Source organism: Paenibacillus sp. JT22N1, from assembly GCF_059692155.1.
This window is the reverse complement of record NZ_JCAUAW010000008.1, coordinates 214,346-234,770: the sequence shown is the minus strand read 5'-3', so window position 1 is coordinate 234,770 and position 20,425 is coordinate 214,346. Positions and strand designations below refer to the sequence as shown.

Below are 20,425 nucleotides of genomic sequence, written 5' to 3'. Positions count from 1 at the left end.
GCAGCCCTCCTTGGCTTCTTCTCTTTAAGCGCCTAAAGCTCCGATAGAAAGAGGTGCAATCGGCATAAGTCCAGCAGCTTTCACAAGATTATTAACGCTGTCCTCTGCGCCGCCGATCGGTCGGATATGAACGCCTTTAATGCCTTCAATACGGCGAAGCTGTGTGATCAACTCGGCTGCAATAGCGATTCCTTCATCCTTGGATTCGGAGGCTGCAAGTCTGGCATGGAATGATTCGGGTATGACAATGCCCGGTATTTTTAGCGCAGTGTTCACATGATCAGCATTTCTCAACGGTAGTACACTTGCCATTATCGAGGCTCTTTCGTGAAGTCCGCGTCGGCGAGCTTCAGCCATCCATTCTTCGATCAAATCAATATCGAACACCAACTGGGTCCTAACAAAGTTAGTGCCATTGTCTACCTTCGATTCAAGACGGTCGATCAGCTCTTTGATCGGCTTACCGGCGATATTTTCAACCGTGCCAATTGTAAACTTTGGCGCTTCCTCCATTTGGGTACCGTCGAACAGCTTACCTTCATCTACCATTTTACGGACGTATCGTACTAACTCCATCGTTTCCAGATCATATACTTCTTTAGCGTTGGGTTCTGTCCCCACTTTAGCTGGGTAACCGCCAAGAATCGTAATGTTTTTAACACCTAGCGCTGCAAGCCCCAACAAATCGCTTTGAATCCCCATTCGGTTGCGATCCCTCAGGTTAATCTGTACGATCGGCTCAACACCGACCTGACGAACGAAGAAAGCTCCAACTACAGGGGATAAACGCGCGATGGCGAGCAAGTTATCGCTGAGATCGACGGCATCTACATATCCTCTATAGCGCACCGCCTGTTCAACAAGCGGACGAGGATTCCAATTGCGGGGCGGAATCAGTTCCGCAGTAACCAAGAAATTATCGGGTCGCATGGACGACCCGTGACCCAAATAAATAGTCATATTCACTCACCTATTCTTTATTTATATAGGACTACCGATTAGATTTGGAATGTGCTCAATATAAATGCGCCTGCACGTGAATATTCGATTAAACAATCTTGAAGATCAAGAGGATGTGCGGGTATGGTTCCTTCTATCAAATCTTCTTCACGAAGTCCATGGAGCCCAAGACCGAAACGACATACGTACACTTTTCCGCCTTCTTTGATAAAAGTTGCCAAACCATCGTTTATATTCATTTGCCCTCCGAAAGCAGCTTGACCTACTGTTGGAAACCCTCTTGTTGCGAGTGCATTAATGGCACCAGTGCCGTAGAAATAAATAGCCGTTTCATAGCCCTTGCGCTGAGCACGGGTCGCTTGCAGAATCGCTACATAAGATAAAGATGATTCATGTGCAATACCATGGATAATAGCAAGAAACTTTTCACCTGGATTTGCTTTGTAGTCGGGGAATATCTTTGTGCCTCCGTAAAGTTTGGTGCCATTCGGTAAAGTCGGGTGTTGAATCTCGTTCATTGATTGAATTTCAAGTTCTGTGAATTGTGCCATTGTTCATCTTCCTTCCAATTTTTAATTTTTATATGGTTAAGAGGTTAACCCCTATGCCAACTTCGTAAAGTATTGCTCTTGTGCGTTGCCCCAGAAAATTCTTTCTTTAATTTCGTCCGATATCCGGGCGCCTTGGATTTTCCAAAATTCACTTTCATAATCACTCCATGGTTCATCACAACCAAACATAATGCGATCAGCGCCAATACCGGTCTTATCCACTTCTTGGAGGAGATTCCTTACGGCAAATCCAATCGCCCAGCTCGTATCGAGATAAACTTGATAGCCGCCTTCGATGAGGTCCTTCCACTGGGAGAGCAGCCGGATATGGCCGCTAACTCCCCCGCCCATATGTACCAGGTGGATTTTCATATCTTTGCCCCATCGCTTAATCAGTTCGAAAAACCCCAATATATCAGACCCTCCGCCTGGACTCGTATGAAAGTGAATAGAAATATCCTTCTCCATGGCGGCTTGGAAAATCTTCTCATGCTGTCTAAGCGTAGGCTCATCCCATTTACGGGGATCTGCTGTTCCACCAAGTAGATAACTCATCTTAAGTGCCCGAATCCCTGGTTCATGAATGAGCTGGAGAGCTTCATCTGTCAAATCCCTATTCTGGGGCAGGCCTGATACCCAAAGCGCTCCAGCAATTTCCCCTGCTCCCTCTTGGCACAGCTGAACAACTCTCTTATTGTGTGAAAAGGGCTGTGACTGAACAGGTATCCCATAGTTAGGAATAATCAACGTCTTTTCGATGCCACGGCATTTCATAAAATGATTTAATTCTTCGGTCGTCATCGGACCCGGCTCAGCTGGAGAAATCGGCACCTCAGATTCGTAAAAAGGCCAAGGCGGCAAATCGCCAACATGATTGTGCACGCTGAATACACGTCTTCCAAAGCCCATTGTTAGCGGGGTCTCATGTTCAAGACCCGGCTCATGACCGCATGCAGACACTGAATCAGATCCTGCTGCTTTGTTTATGTTTCCGTGCATCATGCACATGTAAATTCGCCTCCATGATTTGATGTGGAAGTCCTTGAGCAAACGTTGGCGCCCCCACTTTGGTCCATCCTAATTTTTCAAATAATTGAACATTCTGCTCCTGCACCTGAGCCCTGAAACAAGGGACTTGCCGCTGCTTCATTTGCTGAACTGCAGCCTCAATCAGGTAAACACCGATTCCTCGAATCCGGTAGTGTTCATGAACCGCAAGCCTCCCCCCCCACCATAAAGAGGGAGTGTTCCGATCCGGATAACATCTTACTGTTCCTACAAGGATTGTTCCCTGCTTCCAAATATTGATTGTGATCGAAGAAGAATCGTTCTCATCCGCATCACTCTCTTCAAACAGCTGCTGCTCCTCAACGAACACTTGTCGGCGCAGCACTAGGGAAGCTTGCGTTTCTAATTCCGTTTCAGCGATGCGAATCTCATAATTTTTCATTCCTCAACTCCCCGTTTGAGCCATCTTCTCGAAAGAAGGAAGCGCAGAGCAAGCTCCACATTTTGCACACCCCGCACTACTGCCTGACGAAGATAAGCTTTCATCTGCAAGAATATCGGCAACATGCCGGTACATCGTCTCCATGTATTCGCTGGACGGTGGCGGCGAGTCTTCCAGCATCGTGCCACGAAGCGGCCGTAAAGGAACGACAAATGGGTAAACACCAAGCTCGGCGGCACGCTTGCATCCTTCTAACGTTTTCTCCATACTCTCACCCATACCCAAGATGACATAGGTACTTACTTGATTGCGGCCAAATACCGCTACAGCCTTCTCGAATGCTGCGTAATAGGTGTCTAAGGTGATGCTTGATTTAGAGGGCATCATCTTGCGCCGCACATCTTCATCGAACGATTCCACATGAAGCCCGATCGTGTCTGCTCCCGCTTCTTTAAGGAATCGGTATAAGCTATCATCCGTAGGGGGCTCACATTGAACTTGTATCGGAAGCTTGCTGACCTTGCGAATCGCTCTTACGCATTCTGCTAGATAGAGTGCACCCCGATCGATCTCATTCGGTGTGCCTGTCGTTAACGTAATATGTTTAATGCCATCTAGCTTTTCCGCAGCCTGTACGACCTCTGCAAGCTGCTCGGGCGTCTTCATAGCAACTGTATTTCCCGCTTCAAGCGACTGCCCGATGGCACAAAATTTACACCGCCCGCTTGGAGCCCAGCGAATACAGCTTTGAATGACCGTGCTAGCCAAGACATCGGCTCCGTGCAGCACCGCTATGTGGTTGTAAGGGATACCCTCTTTGGTCTTGAGATCATAAAAGCGAGGTCTCGCGATCGGATCCACATACATGAGTGTTCTACCCTCATACTGCAAGGATAGTCCAGATTGTGTTTGTACTAAGGAATAAGGGGAATGTTCAGCAGGACCATTTAGAGTTGGAAGCATAACGGCTTGATCTCCCAATATAAATGCACGATCATCAGAAGGACCTGCTCCCCCGCGTCTTCCTCCCTCAATTAACCCGGAAGTTCGTAAACCTTTATTCTGAAGATCTACTAACCAGCTTGCATCGTCTTGGAAAGATGACGTGTCATCAACACTTTTGATTTGCTTTGCAGGGTTCATTCTACCCCTCCTCTTGTTAATGTTACTTTTCATTACATTTTCAGATTTTTCAACAATTCATGTTACGTTATATGCCATATCATATCGAAATAATCGATCAATCACCCCATCCACCTCACGTGTTTTTTTGCCATCCACCGCTATCCTCCTCATCCATCCACTAATTAAGCCTTCAGAAAAGTATTGATACATACGATTATGTGAGTTAATATGACACATATAAGAGTTGTTTGGAGGTGTATGATGAGTTGGTTACCAAACAAATCAAACGGAATTCCTGTTTATAAGCAAATCTCGAACTATATGGAATCCCGAATTATGAACGGCGAATACCCTTCTGGCAGCACCTTACCCTCTGAACGTCATTTGGCTGCAGAACTTCACGTTAACCGCAGTACGATCGTTTCTTCTTACGATGAACTGCACGCGATCGGACTCGTTAAACGGGTCAAGGGGATTGGCACCGTTGTTAGTAGCGACAATAAAGCGGGAGCTTCCTTTAAACGCATTCCAAACTGGGAAGAGTATGTGAAAAGCGGGGTATTTCAATCGAATAATCCTTTAAATCAGCAAATATACAAGATTATCCAGTCAAACGAACATTATATTAACTTTGCCATTGGCGAGCTAAGCCCCGATTTACTGCCGATTCGATTACTGCAAGAGGTTCACAAATCCATGGAAATTAGTGAATTTTTGGGCTATGAACATTTGCAAGGCAATATTAAATTGCGGGAAGCGATCTCGTCTCATCTCAAGTCCTATAGAAACGTGGAAACGAATGCCTCTTCCATTTTAATTACCTCCGGTGCCCAACAAGCTCTGCACTTGATTATCCAGTGTCTTCTAAAGCCAGGAGATTCTGTTGCTATAGAAGACCCTTCATATGCCTATTCTCTGCCTATTTTCCAATCTGCTGGTCTTAAAACATTTCTGCTGCCGACCGAACAAGAAGGAATAGATCCCGAGCAAATTGTTTCTTTATACAAAAAACACAGAATTAAGATGGTCTTCCTAAATCCCATTTTCCAGAATCCAACAGGGACTACGATGTCTTATGAAAGACGGAAAAAAGTGTTGGAAATTTCCACCCAATACGGAATTCCAATTGTTGAAGATGATCCCTATAGTGTAACTGGGTATGACAATGAGCCCATAAGCTCGCTAAAATCCATGGATCAAGACGGGTCTGTTCTCTATATCAGTTCATTGTCCAAAATTATCTCCTCAGGACTGCGAATCGGCTGGATTGTAGGACCCCAAGCCGTGATTCAACGATTGACTGATGCTAAACAGCAGATTGATTTTGGCCACCCGAATTATCCGCAATGGATAGCCGCCCAACTGCTTACCTCCGAAGGATTCGAAAATCACGTCCAACATTTGCGAATGGGCTTGAAAAGGAAACGAGATTTGACTATGCAGGCTTTTCAAACAGCATTTAAAGACAGCATTGAGTTCGGAATTCCAAGCGGAGGGATACATCTCTGGTGCAAATTGAAGGAGGAGTTGAACGAGCAACATTTGTTTAAAGAGTGCGTCCAGAACGGGGTTGTATTCGCTCCAGGCAGCACACTCGGAACTAGCACTAGGTACATGAGGTTTACCTACAGTCGTGTTGATGATCACTTAATCGAGGAAGGAATTCGGAGATTTGCTGAAGTCATCAAGTTTTTTATAGATAAGTAAGAACCGAGAAGCCCAGAAACCGTAAAGACGTTTTCTGGGCTTCTTGGTCCTTAGCCATAGATCGCTAATATCTAGTTACCCTGTTTTTTCACAATTCCCATTAACCCGTGTAAGGTTCTAACAAAATCGTTTCCAGATAAATGCCCTAATCCCCCATAAGCACAATCCAATTCATTGTACGCCATGGTTCGATCTCTACGGATACTTGGCCCGTAAATGAGAATTGGAACCGGATCACCCGTGTGTTCACCGACTTCGCAAGGTGTAGAATGATCGGCGGCTAAGGCGAGATAGGTATCATCAGGTAACTCGTTTAAAATAAACCCTACCATCCGATCAAACAGCTCGATAGCCTTTGCTTTTTCAAACGGTAAGTTGTCATGACCTTTAACATCTGGTGCTTTCATATGCACATATACGATGTCATTCTCAGCTATTTGTTCAATTGCCAATCTGGCTTTCAATTCGATATTCGTATCTATATTGCCTGTCATACTGCTATCCGTGATCGTCTTAAAACCGGCTAATTGAGCAACACCTAATACCGTGCTTTCTCCAGCAATACAGCTCCCCTTAATATGAAGCTGATCTACAATGGGTTCAAGATCTGCTATTTGCCCAGCGCCTCTTGTCAGGATGAAATTTGCAGGCATCTTCCCCTGCTCAAGACGTTCGGCATTAACTGGATGATTTCTTAATATTTCATGTGCCTTCTTAAGGAAGAGATTTATAATGACAGCTGTTCTCTTGGATTCCTCAGATTTGTCCATTGGCTCTACCTCATGATAGGGTACTCCATCATTTGGAGCTTTGGGATCAGAATCGCTGATCTTATCACTCAAACCATCTCCCCGCAGAATCAGAACAGCTCGATGTTCGGTAGCCGCTCTATAATAAACTTCAATGCCATCGATCTCCATACCGTTAATAGCCGCCGCTAATTCATCTGCCCCTTCTCGTATCCGGCCAGCACGACGATCAACGACGATCCCTTTATCATTTACGGTAGCAAAATTACAGCGAAGGACAACATCCCCCTGCTTAATGTCCATGCCAATTCCTAAAGCTTCAATTGGTCCACGTCCTGGGTAGTGATGTGGCTGATAGCCAAATAAAATCAGATGACCCATATCCGTGCCAACCGGAATTCCGGAAGCAATTAAATCCATCATTCCTGTCGTACCTTTTGAGGCCAGTAGGTCTAGATTTGGCGTATTTGCGTATTCCAATGGTGTTTTATGATCTAGTATAGGATGGGGCCGGTCCCCTATTCCGTCAGCAATAGCCAAAATAACTTTTCTTCTAAGCATGGTTTCCTCCGTATATGTTTATATTCCCAGCAGTTTAAACCAGGTGAATATTGATAAACTGATAACGCTAGCTCCAATAAAGCAAGTAACAATCGCATACTTCACTTGATCCAATACGGAAAAATAACCGGTTCCAAAATAAATGGTATTCACCTTGGAATGAGGAGGAAGCGTTATTGTATATGTCATCGTCATAGCAGCAGCTAATGCAAGAGGTACTGGATCCATCCCCAATGATTTGGCCAAAGCAATAAATGCTGGGATTAAAATCGTCACACGTACGGTTTTACTCGTAAATATGAGATGACTGTACATACTTAGGAACACAACCACCACGTAAACCAAGGCATGACTCATATGCTCCAATCCCAAAAAGCTAACTACATTCTTGATAATCCATTCCGCACCTTTCGATTTATCGAGCGCATTACCAACAGCATAAGCGCCAGCAGCGAATATCATGAGTTCCCATTTAATGTTTGCTTCTTTCCATGTAAGAACCCCTACTCTAGGAAGTAGGCAAAAGAGCGCAGCAAGAACCGCAGTCTGTTCTGTGCTGATTTCAAAACCAAACCAACCTTTTTGATAATCACCTGTGGCCCAAAGAATAACCGTACAAACAAAGATAACTAAGGCCTTCTTCTCATTTAGTGAAAAGGAACCTAATTTCTTCAGTTCATCCTTCAGCGTATCCATTGCATTTTGGAAATTGGACTCGCCCTTTAATGAGAAGAGCTTAAACCCAATGAAGAATGTCAGAAGCATTGTGATGATAGCCGTAGGCATAGAAGCTAACAACCAATCGATATAACCAATGTGGCCACCCGCTTGTTCATTGATAAAACCAACGGCAATGATGTTGCCCGAAGTGGCAGTCATAACGCCAGATGTAGCAATAGCGTCGGCTTGAACGCCTTGCAGCATCATGACTTTTCCAAGGTTGCTTTTACCTGGTATAGCTTTATAAACTTCTAACAAAATCAAGCAAATAGGCACCATTAGCGTAGCTCTTGCGGTTGTCGAAGGTACGAAAAAAGCAAGGACAAAGTTAATAATGATAAGTACGAGCAGCGTCCTTTTGGGTGTTTTCCCAAAACTAGTGACCATCCATAACGCAAATCTTCTACCCAAATTTGACTTCATCATAGCTGAAGTGAGGATAAATGCAGCAACCATTAACCAAATTACGTCAAAACCTAACGTTCCGAATGCTACTTCTTGATCTTTAACAGCTCCAACTAAAGGAAGCAGCAATATGGCAATGATGGATGTTAAATAAATGGGAATGGGTGTGGTTATCCATAGGATTAGCGACCCCGTAAAAATAGCAATTGATTTTTGAGCTTGTACGCTCATTCCTTCCGGTGTAGGCATAAAGAATAGAAGTAGTGCAACTATAACAGCAAGGGGAATTCCCCACTTTTTCATGATTTCTTCCACTTTACTTTTCTTTTGGAGAGGCGGCTCCTTACCATCCTTTTCGGCGGTTGTCAGGGCATTTGTCATCTTTCATTCTCCTCAATGTAGTGTGTTGTAATCGCTTTCAACATAAGCTTACTCTTCCCTTAGTTTAAGACAAGTTTCGTTTGTACATACACTGTAATAAATGATGACTTTTTCGGTATCTACAGTTGCAATTTCACTACCGCAGTACTTGCACAAAATTACTCCTAATTCTAGTGATGACCCCTTGTTATCCGTCATAATTAAATAAACACTTCCCGCTTTTTGTTAAGAACCATACTTATTAAATCCAAAACTCTACTAACATATCCCCATTCATTGTCGTACCATGCCAAGAGTTTGATTTGATCATCCCGAACAGCAAGAGACAACCCATCTATGATGGCCGATTTATCACAACCTACAAAATCTATCGAAACCAATGGAGCTTCAACAAAATCTACATACCTGCTATATTCCCCATTAACAGCTTTGAGCAGTGAATCACGCACCTCATCTCGCGTTACCCGCCCTCCTACACGAATAGTTAAATCTAGCAACGATACATTAGGTGTAGGAACTCTTATGGATAAGCCATTGACTAATGGCGCAAGTCTAGGCATGATATCCTTAATAGCCTGACCTACCCCTGTACTGGTTGGGACAATAGATTGTGTACATGCACGTGCTCGGCGTAAGTCTTGGTGAGGATTATCCAGATGTTTTTGATCATTCGTATAGGAATGAATCGTTGTAACCCACACATCGTTCACGTAAAATGACTGATCTAATATGTTTAGTATTGGCACCAAACAATTGGTCGTACAGGATGCAGCTGAAAGTAAAAAATGCTTCGATGGATCATAGTTTTGTTGATTTACACCCATGACTATTGTCTGGTCTACCTGATTCCCCGGAGCGGTTAATACGACTGTGGAGGCTCCTCCAGAAAGGTGCTTTTGTGCCCCATACCGATCATTAAACTTACCCGTCGCATCAATGACCACATCAACTCCCAGACTTTTCCAAGGTATTCGTTCTGGTTCATTCTCAAAGACGACTTCCACGCGTCGACCGTTAATGATAAGATAACTTTCCCCAGCGGTAATGTCGACGTCCCATGTCCCGTGCACGGAGTCATATTTCAATAAATGTGCAATGGTCTCGGCTGGATAATTCGTGTTAATTGCTTTTAACGGAATATGACTTGTGTTGTCTTTGAATATTTTTCTAATTAATAAACGCCCGATTCTCCCTGTTCCGCTTATACCAACCCCATCGATCAAATACATCATCTCCAAAACGAATATTAGTATTTAAATTTGCTCAATAACTGATCCACTCTTTCTGCAGTTTCTGATAACGACTTGGCGGAAGCAGATATTTCCTTGACCGTTACAGATTGTTGATTAATCATCAATTGATTGTCCAGGCTAGAGCGGGTGTTATCCTCAACTACGATTTTGACCTCTTCCGTCGCCATCAATATGTTATCGCTTTCATTTTTAATATGTTCCAAGCCTTCAAATAATATTTTCATCTTTTCCGATACGTCTGTCGCTTTAGCTTGAATCATCTCTAATACGATTTGGACTTGATCGGATTTGACACGCCCCAAGTTAGCTTTCTCGGTTACGACTTTCATAGATTTCTCCGCAAGCCCAGTATGATAACGAATATCCACGATGACTTCACCAACGATTTGGGTTGATTGTGCCGACCTCTCAGCTAACTTTCTAACTTCTTCTGCTACAACTGCAAAGCCTTTTCCATGATTGCCGGCCCTGGCAGCCTCTATGGTAGCATTGAGCGCTAGCAGCTTTGTTTGGTTGGCAATCTCACTAATGATAGACATCATATGACCAATCTTTTCTGAACTTTCTCCCAGTTGAAGGATTATAGATGAGGTCTCGGTTACCGCGTCATCAATATCTTTCATTTGATTCACAATATTTTGCGCAGAGGCATGACCTTCCTGTGAAGCTAGTAGAGCTTCTTCCGATGAACGAGCCACGATTTGACTATTATTTTCTACCACCCCGACATACTCTGAGATGTATTTAATAGCTTCAAATGTGTGACTGACCATTTTATTTTGTCTTACGGTACCTTCTGAAACGCTTTTGTAACCCTCGCGGATCTTGTCTGCGGCATACTCTTCCTCCTCCACAGCGCTTAGCAACTGTTCTGATGATGCAGCCAACATTTCGGCCGTCTCGCTTGCGTTAAGAATCAGTTGACGAAGGTTATCTGTCATCCTATTGACGGATTGAGCCAGCTTACCAAATTCGTCTTTACTCTTTACTTCGATAGGCTCGACAGCTAACTTCCCCTTAGAAACTAGTTCGGAAACATGCACAATTTGATGGATTGATTTAACCATATAACGAATTACGTACCAACCTATTATGAAAATTATAATGAATAATATCATTGCAATAAGGATAACTGTAATTAGAGTTTCCTTGGTTAACAAATGTGCTTTCTGAACCTCTTCTTTAGCTAACGAATCCATTAGGTACCGAATTTCTTTCAGCGTATCCCTAGCCAATTCAAATTTGTTATCGTACGTTACGATTTCATTCAAAACCACTTGACGATCTTTGGTTGGCACCATGTATACCTTTTCCACCAGACTTGTGGTGCTATGTTCCCAATCATCGAACTGCTGAAAAAAATCATCCAAGTTGTCGAAAACGTTTTTCCTTGAGTTTGCTGTTAGGATGTTCTCGTATTTAGCACGGTTGTTTTCAAATATTTCTTTGCCTTGCAGCATGCGATTACGAATATTCATCAGATTGTCTTTATAATGCTGAATTTGAATCTCGTATTCCTCTTTCGACATTTCAGACTGAACGATCGTTCTTTGATTTAACAATTGTTGATACAAATCCTTATCGGCACGAAGAATAAGTGTGCTTACTTGGTAGCCTTCCATATACAGGGTCTGAATCAAATGACTGGATACATTCCCCATTGATCGTAATGACAATCCCGTTGACAAGGTTAAAGCCATGAAACTGACGACATACAAAGCAAGCAATTTAGTGGCTAATTTCCAATTAGTAAACATCGCTTTTTCCTCTCAAGATCTATCGTTGTAATCCTCCTGTCTAAAAAAATTGACATCCTCCTTATTTCAACTGATTGCACTTTCATTATATTCACAGTAGTATTATTATACAATTTGATTATATTTAGATAATAATAAGATAATGTTATAGTAAATCGAAACTTGGATGGTGGTAAATGATGAACGTAAACAAACTGCAGACCTTTATTACACTTTCGGAATGCCTTAATTTTACCGAAGCAGCTGAACAGCTCTATTGCTCCCAACCGTCTGTAAGTATGCAAATCCAAAGTATGGAAGAAGAATTGGGGGTTCCCCTTTTTGATAGGATCGGAAAAAAATTATATTTAACGAAACAAGGTGAACATTTCAAGCCATATGCTGAACAAATTATTAACTTACTTTACTCGGCTAAGGATCATATTAGGCAGCTCGAGGATTTATCCTTTGGAACCTTATCCATAGGAGCAAGTAATTTTGTTGGAGTTTACCTACTCCCAAGAATGCTGCGAGAATATTCCATTAAATTCCCAAATATTAAAATAAATATGAATATTACATCTTCCAACCACCTGATTCACATGTTGGATTCCAATAAAGTTGATTTCTTGATTCTTTCTGATCGTGTACGGATTGATGAAACTCGTTATCAACGGACAACATTTTATCAGGATGAACTAGTTCTTATCGTTAATCCATCACACAAACTGGCACAGAAGCAGGATTGTTCGCTAGAGGATTTGGTTAACGAAACATTAATTTTAAAACCAGATAAATCTGCTACACGAATTTACTTAGAAGATCAATTTAAAGAGCACGGGTTCACCCCTCCCAAATATATGGAAATTAGTAATCTGGAAGGCATCAAACAAGGCGTCATCCATAACCTCGGAGTATCTATTGTTTCTAACTTTGCTATTCAACAGGAAATTAATCATGGTTTGCTAGTTAAGGTCCCTATCCAAGGAATCAAATTCCTTAGAGGAATCAGTTATGTTTATCATCGCAATAAGCATTTCTCACCTGCAGCCAAGCAGTTCATACCTTTATTGGATCAAACTGTATTATAGCCCTCTCTAATCTCAAAAGGACTTACGAACCCCCTAAACAAAACCGATGTATATGCCTTTAGACATGGTATATGGAATTTCCTTACTGCATTCATAGGCTTTTTGTTTTATAATTAAGGCTAAATATAGCGAAATATGTCGAATTTAGTACAAAGGGGGCAGCCAGTGCCTATGCTAAACGAAATAAAAGCAAACCAAAGAAATAAGATTAGCTTGGCCACACTTTTAATAGGGCTGGTCTCCCTATCCGTTCTTCTGACTTTAACCATTCTGCTCGTTGCTTCCTATCAATCGAAAAAAAAATCACTGATCGACACAACACTCACTTTGAATTATTCAAGTGCAGGTAAAATGAGCCAGACCATAGACTCTTTGTTTAAATCCATGCGTAGCAGCTTGTACTATTCTGCAAGCATTTTTTCAAATATAAACTCCATGAATGCAGATGAAGTATATTCTAATCTAGAATTAATGCGTCATAGCAGCAACTACTTTAATTCCATTTCCGTGGTGGATGAAACGGGACTTGTTCGAAATGTGTCTCCGGAATCCATCGGCTCAGCTGGAAAATATATTACAACGGAAGCGGCCAAGGCCGCATTGGTATCGCAAAAGCCCTACCTCTCCAGACCTTACATTACTGCAAATTCCAAGCGCCTCATCGTATTTATGAGCGAACCCATATTCGACAAGGAAGGTATATACCGAGGGTTTATCGGAGGAACTCTTTACCTTGAAGAATACAACATATTGAATATGATCTTCGGGAGTAACCCGACAGATAAAGTAGGTTCATATTTTTACATAGTGGGATCCGACGGTCATGTGCTCTTCCATCGCGACACAACTCGGTTAGGCGAGGATGTCAGCGCCAATCAAATCGTTCGAAAGCTTATTCAAGGTCAAAGCGGATATGAACAGATGATCAATTTGGAGGGAGAGGCTTTACTAGCAGGATACGTAAAGGTTCCGGAAAATGGTTGGGGTGTAGTTGTCGTGTCGCCTATAAGTGTCGTTTATGAACAATTGAGTCGTCATATAACAGCCATTCTGTTGTATGCGATACTTCCATTTTCGTTATTAATGCTAATCGTCATAGGGCTTGCGCGCAGATTGGCGAAACCTTTTGTATCCTTGGCCGACCTGGTGAGCAAAATCGGTAGAGAAAAAGTCGAACTCCCTGAAGGAAAACAGCATTGGAATAGAGAGCTCGATTTGTTATCAAAAGCAGTTAGATATGCATTAACGGCTATAAAAAAACAGACCGATCAATTGACACATGATGCAATGACAGATCCATTGACCGGGTTAACAAACCGAAGAACACTCGAATTAATCATGCATAAATGGATTGAGGAGCAAACTTCGTTTTCTATTATTATTATGGATATTGATAGATTCAAATCTATTAATGACACTTATGGTCATCAAGCTGGGGACGAAGTGTTGAAGCATTTCGCAAAAATTATCATTTCAGCTGTTCGACCAAGTGATGTGTGTTGTCGTTTCGGAGGTGAAGAATTCATTGCACTTATTCCTCAAGCTGCTGCTGAGGAGGCTTATCTTGTTGCCGAACGAATTCGCAATACACTAGAAAATAATGCAAATCCTGTTGGACAGCCTATTACTGTCTCCCAGGGCATTGCACACTATTCTTTGCACTCAGATTCGGCTGCAGGGCTGATTCATATGGCCGACCAGGCCTTGTATAAAGCTAAGGAATCTGGAAGAAACCAGACAATTATAGCCCAAATGTCAACGAAATGAGTCGTTAGAAGTTCGCAAGTAGAAACAAAACCAAGGGCAGCTTCCAAGTCAGCATTCGACTTAAGAAGCTGCCCTTTGTTTCAGTTCTACAAGCTGACAACAATGGAAAAAAGGGGAAAATACAACTTGCGACAGCCTAAACCCAATAAGGTCATGGGATTAGGCTGTTTTTTGTACACACTCCGAATAAATAGAAACGTTTCTATTTATTCTAAATATTCGATGAATTCACAATAAAAAACAGCATTCATGTGAATACAAGCGTTTTTACAGGTATTTTTACGTTATTCAATTGTTTATTGACTCCAAAACTAATGCTATTTATAATGATTTAATAACAATCGAAACGTTTCGATTTAATTATCAAATACATTGTCTGAACAAGAAAGAGAGTGAAGAACATGACAAGACCTAATGACACAGACATCTGTATCCGATCTGGAGAGTTGGCGTTCACTTTTATGAACAGCGGGGATATTAGAAAGATCACATATAATCAGACGATGATCAATCAGCTGATAGCTAACCCAATTGACGGTTCGATGAACAATATTTATCTGCGTATCCACCGGGAATCATCGCTATCCTTTGTGCCGTTGCTCGGCATCCGTTCTTCAAGCCGGATCAGTCGCAGTGACTGCCAGATTTCTTGGAAGGGTCATGCCGAGGAGCTCGAATATGAAGTCATATTTACTCTGACTCCTCAATTGATCTGGTTCTGGGACGTACGGGTCCATGGTCATGGAGCGGACATCGACCTTGTCTATGGGCAAGATGTGGGCATTGCGGATCAAGGTGCTGTCAGATCAAATGAAGCCTATCTGTCTCAATATATAGATCATTCTGTCTTTCATGACCCTATAAAAGGCTGGGCCGTCTGTTCTCGCCAAAATATGCCGCAGCAGGGGCAATTCCCGTATTTACAGCAGGGCTCATTAACAAATGCAGCGGAATACGCAACGGACGGGTTCCAATTCTTCGGTTTATCCTATAAAGCAACGAACAAGCCCGAGGCGTTGACTAAGATCAAGCTCGCCAGCGAGATCTATCAATATGAATTTGCCTATACAGCTCTGCAATCGCAGCGCGTGATCGTCGATGGTATGGCACGATTTGTTTTTTACGGTCTGTTCAAGCCGCACCATCCGGATGCAGTTGTAAGCTTGGCATACGAACAGGAAGTACAAGAAGCATGGGCATTTGCGGAGTCACTGGATACAAAGTGGGATGAAGATTTGGATTCGGTCAGCCTTCAGCCCAGAATCGGCGATCCTCTTCAGGTTGAATCTATGACAATCGAAGAGATCGGGCGCGACTTTCCTAGCCGTCATCAAGAGGAATGGGACAACGGGGTTCTGTTGTCTTTCTTCACAGAGGAGCACGAACATGTTGTATTAAAGGAGAAAGAGCTGCTTGTGGAACGTCCGCATGGACATATCCTCATGACGGGAGATAACGCTCGCATGAACGAACAAGTGCTCACTACCACATCTTATATGTACGGCATATTTAACTCACAGCTCGTGGTGGGGAACACGTCCTCCAACAAGATGATGACCAATGCCCGCAATGCGCTGAATGTGCTGAAGACTTCAGGTCAAAGGATATTTATTGAAATGCACGGTGAATTCCGGATGCTCACGATGCCATCGATGTACGAGATTGGCTTTAACTACGCGCGGTGGACCTATAAGACGGCGGAAGACACGATTGTAGTCACGAACCACACTGTAATGGACACACCGGAGGTTCATCTGACCGTACAATCCGTAAGCGGAAAGCCCTACCGTTATCTGATTACGAATCAGGTGTCAATGAATAACAATGAATACGGAGTGCCTTTCCTCATGGAACGTGAAGGCGATGTTCTGGTATTCCGTTCGTGTGAAGGTTCGGATAACGCAGGAACTCTTCCAGACCTGTGTTACCGTATGAAGCTTACGGGAGCGGATGTGACCGTGACCGACGAGACAGCCCTAGCCGATCATGCTAATCCGGGATCATCTTCGCTCGTTGTGCTCGAATTAAACGCTTGTTCAGAATGGAGTTTGACGGTTCAAGGACTTATTCATGGCGGTGAGCTGCCGTTCGAGAAGCCGAATACAGCTGCAGAAATAAAACGATACCGCGACTACTTTAGAAAAGTAATGAATGGCTTCCAATTATCGCACAGGGGTGAAGCGACGGAATCACTCAATAAGGTTAATGCTCTTGCATGGTGGTACACCCATAATATGCTGGTCCATTATTCAGTGCCGCACGGGCTGGAGCAATACGGAGGAGCGGCTTGGGGCACGCGAGACGTATGCCAAGGGCCTACGGAATACTTCATGGCAACGCAGAAATACGATCAAGTGCGCGAAATAATAAAGACCGTATATGCCCACCAATATGAGGATGATGGGAACTGGCCGCAATGGTTTATGTTCGATCATTATTACCGTATCCAACAAGAAGAAAGCCATGGCGACATCATTGTATGGCCGCTTAAGGTTATCGCCGATTATATCTCGGCTACGCACGATTACAGCATTCTTCAGGAGCGAATTCCTTATACGGAGCGGGAAGGCTTCGAGTTCACCGAAGAATGCCCTACCCTGCTTGAGCATGTACAGAAGCAGTTGACGTACATGAAGAATCATTTTCTTCATGATACTCACTTGTCCGCTTATGGCGACGGGGACTGGGACGATACGCTCCAGCCAGCCAATGCGCAGCTTAAGCAATATATGATCAGCAGCTGGACAGTCGCATTGACCTATCAAGTGCTGAATCAATTATCCGCCGCTTTAACAGGTGAACACCAAGAGCTGTCAGCGGAGCTGTATAAGCTAGCATCTGGCATTCAAGCCGACTTCAATCGATATATGCTGCAGAAGGATGTCATTCCCGGCTTCGTCTACATGGAAAATCCGGGAGAAGCGGAGCTTATGCTTCATCCGACCGATACGAAGACGGGCATTCAATATCGCCTGCTGCCAATGACGCGCAGCATGATCGCCGAGCTGCTGACCGAAGAGCAGGCTGAATCGCATTACCGGCTTATCAAGCAGGAGCTGATCTGCCCTGATGGCGTCCGCTTGATGAACCGCCCGGCACGATATGCTGGCGGCGTAAGCACGCACTTTAAACGTGCGGAGCAAGCGGCGAACTTTGGCCGTGAAGTCGGGTTGCAGTATGTGCACGCTCATATCCGCTTCGTCGAAGCGATGGCGAAGCTCGGCAAGGTGGACGAGGCTTGGAAGGGTCTTGCCATGATTAATCCGATCGGCATACGGGAAGTCGTGCCGAACGCCGAATTGCGCCAAAGCAATGCCTACTTCAGCAGCTCAGACGGGAAATTCAATACACGTTATGATGCTGGGGAACGATTCCAAGAGCTGTTCGAAGGAAAAGTTCCGGTCAAAGGCGGCTGGAGAATCTACTCCAGCGGACCAGGAATCTACATGAACCAGCTCATCTCCAACTGTCTCGGCATTCGCCAAGATGGAGGAGACCTGATCATTGATCCCGTGCTTCCGCATGAAATGGATGGGCTTCGATTCGATTTTGCCTGGAATAACCGCGATGTCAGATTCGAATACCATATCAGCGGGTCATTGGAATGCCGTATCGAGATTAATGGCAAAGCAGTAGAGACCGAAGTCATGCCAAACCGTTACCGCCATGGCGGAACAAGAGTGCGGCGTGAGCAATTAGAGATTTTGTTAAGCGGTGAAGATAATGTTATTGCGATTTACATCTAATGGAATCAGTGATCTTTCGGTGGCACCGATATATTGGTATAGTAAGGGGAAATGATGCATTGATCGTTAGGAGCGAGTTATGGTGGTTAGTATTAAAGATATCGCTAAAAAAGCGGGGGTTTCGATCTCCACGGTATCCTATGCATTAAACGGGAACCCCAAAGTGACGAAGGAAACGAGCAGCCGAATATTGGCCGTGGCCAAGGAATTAAATTACATGCCCAATGCGGCGGCCAGATCACTGAAGAAGCGGGAAACTAAGATTATCGGGGCTTTTCTTACGGATTTTAACGGAGCGTTCTACGGGGAACTGCTGCAGGGGATCAAAGAAGTGCTGAATAAAAAGGGTTATGACTTAATCGTATGCAGCGGCGCGCAATCCCACCGTCTGCTGCCAGAGCGGAATATTGACGGCGCCATCGTGCTCGACTCATCATTCTCAAGCGAAGAGATACTTCAATATGCGGAGCTCGGACATAAGCTGGTTGTGCTCGACCGTGAGCTGAACCATTCGAATGTGAATCAAGTACTGCTCGATAATAAGGCGGGGGCCGCATTAGCTATGGAGTATCTGATTGAAAAAGGGCATCGTAAGATCTATGTCATAACGGGGCCTGAAGCCTCGTTTGATTCGATGCAGCGCCTTCAGGCTGTCCGTCAGGCCGTGGAACGCCATCAACCGCTTGCCTATACGCAGATTCAAGGCGACTTTAACAAGTCGGCCGGCGAAGAAGCCGCCGAACGAATCATTCGCGAATATACGGAACCTGTCGCTGTCTTCTGTTTGAACGATGAGATGGCTATCGGCTTATATAATGCCGTCAAGGAATCCGAGTATAAGATTGGCACGCACATTCACATTATCGGTTTCGATAATATTGAATTGACACAGTATACGGAGCCCCGTCTTGCGACGATTGATTACTCGAAGCGAAAATGGGGAGCTCTAGCCTCCGAACAGCTGTTAAAGCTGATTGCGGATGAAGAGATCGATCACGAACGCATCTATGTGACTTTGGTCAAAGGCGATTCTGTACATGCGGTATGAGGAAGAGGTTATCCCTTAGTCATTCAATGACTTCTGGGACAACCTCTTTTTACGTTCTTACAATCTGCGCAATTGCTTTGAATAGTGCGTCAAAACTTCAACTTGCCCGTTTGGCTGCACATACACATCGTCCTCGATTCGAACGCCACCAAGCGACGGTAAGTATATGCCAGGTTCGATCGTGAATACATGTCCCGGCTCAATGAGCATCTCGTTTTCGCCGTTAATTGAAGGATCTTCATGCACATCCAGACCTAAGCCGTGACCGATCCGATTATTGAAATACGCGCCATATCCCTTTGCTGCTATGACACCTCTCCCCGTTTGATCGATGACTCCGTATGGTGTGCCCACTTTGACCGCCTGAATGGCTGCCAAATTCGCGGTCAGAACAGTTTCATAAATCGTTTCCTGCTCTTTGGTTCCTTCCCCGATTAAAAACGTACGGGTGATATCCGAGCAAAACCCGCCCGCATAAACACCAAAATCGAAGAGCAAAAAATCATTCTCCTGGATCGAATATGCGCCTGGTTTGCCGTGAGGCAAGGATGATCTTTTTCCGGTCAAAATGATCGATTCGAATGCCGGCTTATCGCCTCCGAACATCCTCATCTTATATTCCAGTTCAGCCGCAAGCTCCTGTTCCATCATGCCGACTCTAACTTTTTGCACGGTACTTTCAAGCACTTTTTCGGCAATATCAACCGCCCGGCGGATACTGACAAGATCTTCTTCTGACTTAACCAGCCGCTCTTGCCTAATAAATGGTTCGATATCCGTATAGTGCACATCGGGAAACAACGTCTGCAGCTGCTCAACCTGGTAAAGACTGATCACTTTTTTTTCCAAACCCAACGTACCGATGCGTGTTCTACCCACTTTGTCTTTCAATAGATCGTAAGGATTCTCGCTGTCTGAACAAGGGATCAAATCGCGAACGAATGAATGCTGCTGCGCAGCTTCCAAATCCAAGCCGGGAACAATCATGCTTTCACGAGCGCTGCCCATGTCGACGATAAGCGCCATGAATCGCTCATGCGGATTCGAATGGAACCCGGTAAAGTAATAAATATTCGTTGGATTCGTAATCAATGCGATTTCGATTTGCTTTTTCTCCAAGTAACTACGCAATTTGTGCAATCTCAATTCATAAATGGAACTCATATATACCCTCC

15 protein-coding genes are annotated in these 20,425 nt (G+C 44.0%); 5 read left to right on the top strand and 10 right to left on the bottom strand.

Annotated features, from left to right (window positions below):
* Positions 1–24: 24 nt before the first annotated feature.
* The 5 genes from AC58UU_RS17490 to AC58UU_RS17470 are packed head-to-tail and all read right to left on the bottom strand — an operon-like array spanning position 25 to position 4,104.
* A complete protein-coding gene (locus AC58UU_RS17490; protein WP_497317691.1) occupies positions 25–960 on the bottom strand; it encodes a methylenetetrahydrofolate reductase in 936 nt (311 codons plus the stop codon).
* A gap of 38 nt (positions 961–998) precedes the next feature.
* Positions 999–1,511 carry an MSMEG_0572/Sll0783 family nitrogen starvation response protein gene (locus AC58UU_RS17485; RefSeq protein ID WP_497317689.1) on the bottom strand — a complete coding sequence of 171 codons (513 nt, stop codon included), beginning with the start codon at positions 1,509–1,511 and terminating at the stop codon, positions 999–1,001.
* 51 nt (positions 1,512–1,562) lie between these two features.
* Positions 1,563–2,519, bottom strand: coding sequence for an amidohydrolase family protein (locus AC58UU_RS17480; protein WP_497317687.1), 957 nt, complete (start codon positions 2,517–2,519; stop codon positions 1,563–1,565).
* Positions 2,476–2,961, bottom strand: coding sequence for an MSMEG_0567/Sll0786 family nitrogen starvation N-acetyltransferase (locus AC58UU_RS17475; RefSeq protein WP_497317685.1), 486 nt, complete (start codon positions 2,959–2,961; stop codon positions 2,476–2,478). Before AC58UU_RS17475 ends, AC58UU_RS17480 begins: the two co-directional genes overlap by 44 nt.
* Before the next feature lie 3 nt (positions 2,962–2,964).
* Positions 2,965–4,104 (bottom strand): MSMEG_0568 family radical SAM protein, encoded by a 1,140-nt coding sequence (locus AC58UU_RS17470; protein WP_497317683.1) that lies wholly within the window; start codon positions 4,102–4,104, stop codon positions 2,965–2,967.
* Positions 4,105–4,347: 243 nt separating this feature from the next.
* Between AC58UU_RS17470 and pdxR the strand changes: the two genes are divergently transcribed.
* Positions 4,348–5,793 carry a MocR-like pyridoxine biosynthesis transcription factor PdxR gene (pdxR, locus tag AC58UU_RS17465; protein ID WP_497317681.1) on the top strand — a complete coding sequence of 482 codons (1,446 nt, stop codon included), beginning with the start codon at positions 4,348–4,350 and terminating at the stop codon, positions 5,791–5,793.
* 71 nt (positions 5,794–5,864) lie between these two features.
* Here the strand turns inward: pdxR and AC58UU_RS17460 are convergent, their stop codons facing one another.
* From AC58UU_RS17460 to AC58UU_RS17445, 4 genes are all read right to left on the bottom strand, one after another.
* Positions 5,865–7,103: a 2,3-bisphosphoglycerate-independent phosphoglycerate mutase gene (locus AC58UU_RS17460; RefSeq protein ID WP_497317679.1), complete on the bottom strand. Its 1,239-nt coding sequence runs from the start codon at positions 7,101–7,103 to the stop codon at positions 5,865–5,867.
* Positions 7,104–7,121: 18 nt separating this feature from the next.
* Entirely contained in the window at positions 7,122–8,609 is a 1,488-nt protein-coding gene (locus AC58UU_RS17455; RefSeq protein WP_497317677.1) for an SLC13 family permease, read from the bottom strand.
* A gap of 200 nt (positions 8,610–8,809) precedes the next feature.
* Positions 8,810–9,838 (bottom strand): type I glyceraldehyde-3-phosphate dehydrogenase, encoded by a 1,029-nt coding sequence (locus tag AC58UU_RS17450; RefSeq protein ID WP_497317842.1) that lies wholly within the window; start codon positions 9,836–9,838, stop codon positions 8,810–8,812.
* 17 nt (positions 9,839–9,855) lie between these two features.
* On the bottom strand, positions 9,856–11,619 hold the full coding sequence (locus tag AC58UU_RS17445; protein WP_497317675.1) for a methyl-accepting chemotaxis protein: 1,764 nt from the start codon (positions 11,617–11,619) through the stop codon (positions 9,856–9,858).
* 176 nt (positions 11,620–11,795) lie between these two features.
* Here AC58UU_RS17445 and AC58UU_RS17440 point away from each other — a divergent pair, with 176 nt between their 5' ends.
* The 4 genes from AC58UU_RS17440 (at position 11,796) to AC58UU_RS17425 (ending at position 19,250) form a co-directional block, all read left to right on the top strand.
* The gene (locus AC58UU_RS17440; RefSeq protein WP_497317673.1) at positions 11,796–12,689 is read left to right on the top strand and encodes a LysR substrate-binding domain-containing protein; all 894 of its coding nucleotides are present in this window, start codon (positions 11,796–11,798) and stop codon (positions 12,687–12,689) included.
* Positions 12,690–12,860: 171 nt separating this feature from the next.
* A complete protein-coding gene (locus AC58UU_RS17435; protein ID WP_497317671.1) occupies positions 12,861–14,456 on the top strand; it encodes a sensor domain-containing diguanylate cyclase in 1,596 nt (531 codons plus the stop codon).
* 401 nt (positions 14,457–14,857) lie between these two features.
* Positions 14,858–18,202, top strand: coding sequence for a GH36-type glycosyl hydrolase domain-containing protein (locus AC58UU_RS17430; RefSeq protein ID WP_497317670.1), 3,345 nt, complete (start codon positions 14,858–14,860; stop codon positions 18,200–18,202).
* An 82-nt stretch (positions 18,203–18,284) separates the two neighbouring features.
* Positions 18,285–19,250, top strand: a complete 966-nt coding sequence (locus AC58UU_RS17425) for a LacI family DNA-binding transcriptional regulator (RefSeq protein ID WP_497317841.1) — start codon at positions 18,285–18,287, stop codon at positions 19,248–19,250.
* 57 nt (positions 19,251–19,307) lie between these two features.
* Here the strand turns inward: AC58UU_RS17425 and AC58UU_RS17420 are convergent, their stop codons facing one another.
* Positions 19,308–20,414, bottom strand: a complete 1,107-nt coding sequence (locus AC58UU_RS17420; RefSeq protein ID WP_497317668.1) for a M24 family metallopeptidase — start codon at positions 20,412–20,414, stop codon at positions 19,308–19,310.
* Positions 20,415–20,425 lie beyond the last annotated feature (11 nt).

Bases quoted from the DNA above. Each gene is read 5' to 3' on its own strand.
- AC58UU_RS17490 (WP_497317691.1), bottom strand. From the start codon at position 960: ATGACTATTTATTTGGGTCACGGGTCGTCCATGCGACCCGATAATTTC.
- AC58UU_RS17485 (WP_497317689.1), bottom strand. From the start codon at position 1,511: ATGGCACAATTCACAGAACTTGAAATTCAATCAATGAACGAGATTCAA.
- AC58UU_RS17480 (WP_497317687.1), bottom strand. From the start codon at position 2,519: ATGTGCATGATGCACGGAAACATAAACAAAGCAGCAGGATCTGATTCA.
- AC58UU_RS17475 (WP_497317685.1), bottom strand. From the start codon at position 2,961: ATGAAAAATTATGAGATTCGCATCGCTGAAACGGAATTAGAAACGCAA.
- AC58UU_RS17470 (WP_497317683.1), bottom strand. From the start codon at position 4,104: ATGAACCCTGCAAAGCAAATCAAAAGTGTTGATGACACGTCATCTTTC.
- pdxR (WP_497317681.1), top strand. From the start codon at position 4,348: ATGAGTTGGTTACCAAACAAATCAAACGGAATTCCTGTTTATAAGCAA.
- AC58UU_RS17460 (WP_497317679.1), bottom strand. From the start codon at position 7,103: ATGCTTAGAAGAAAAGTTATTTTGGCTATTGCTGACGGAATAGGGGAC.
- AC58UU_RS17455 (WP_497317677.1), bottom strand. From the start codon at position 8,609: ATGACAAATGCCCTGACAACCGCCGAAAAGGATGGTAAGGAGCCGCCT.
- AC58UU_RS17450 (WP_497317842.1), bottom strand. From the start codon at position 9,838: ATGTATTTGATCGATGGGGTTGGTATAAGCGGAACAGGGAGAATCGGG.
- AC58UU_RS17445 (WP_497317675.1), bottom strand. From the start codon at position 11,619: ATGTTTACTAATTGGAAATTAGCCACTAAATTGCTTGCTTTGTATGTC.
- AC58UU_RS17440 (WP_497317673.1), top strand. From the start codon at position 11,796: ATGATGAACGTAAACAAACTGCAGACCTTTATTACACTTTCGGAATGC.
- AC58UU_RS17435 (WP_497317671.1), top strand. From the start codon at position 12,861: ATGCTAAACGAAATAAAAGCAAACCAAAGAAATAAGATTAGCTTGGCC.
- AC58UU_RS17430 (WP_497317670.1), top strand. From the start codon at position 14,858: ATGACAAGACCTAATGACACAGACATCTGTATCCGATCTGGAGAGTTG.
- AC58UU_RS17420 (WP_497317668.1), bottom strand. From the start codon at position 20,414: ATGAGTTCCATTTATGAATTGAGATTGCACAAATTGCGTAGTTACTTG.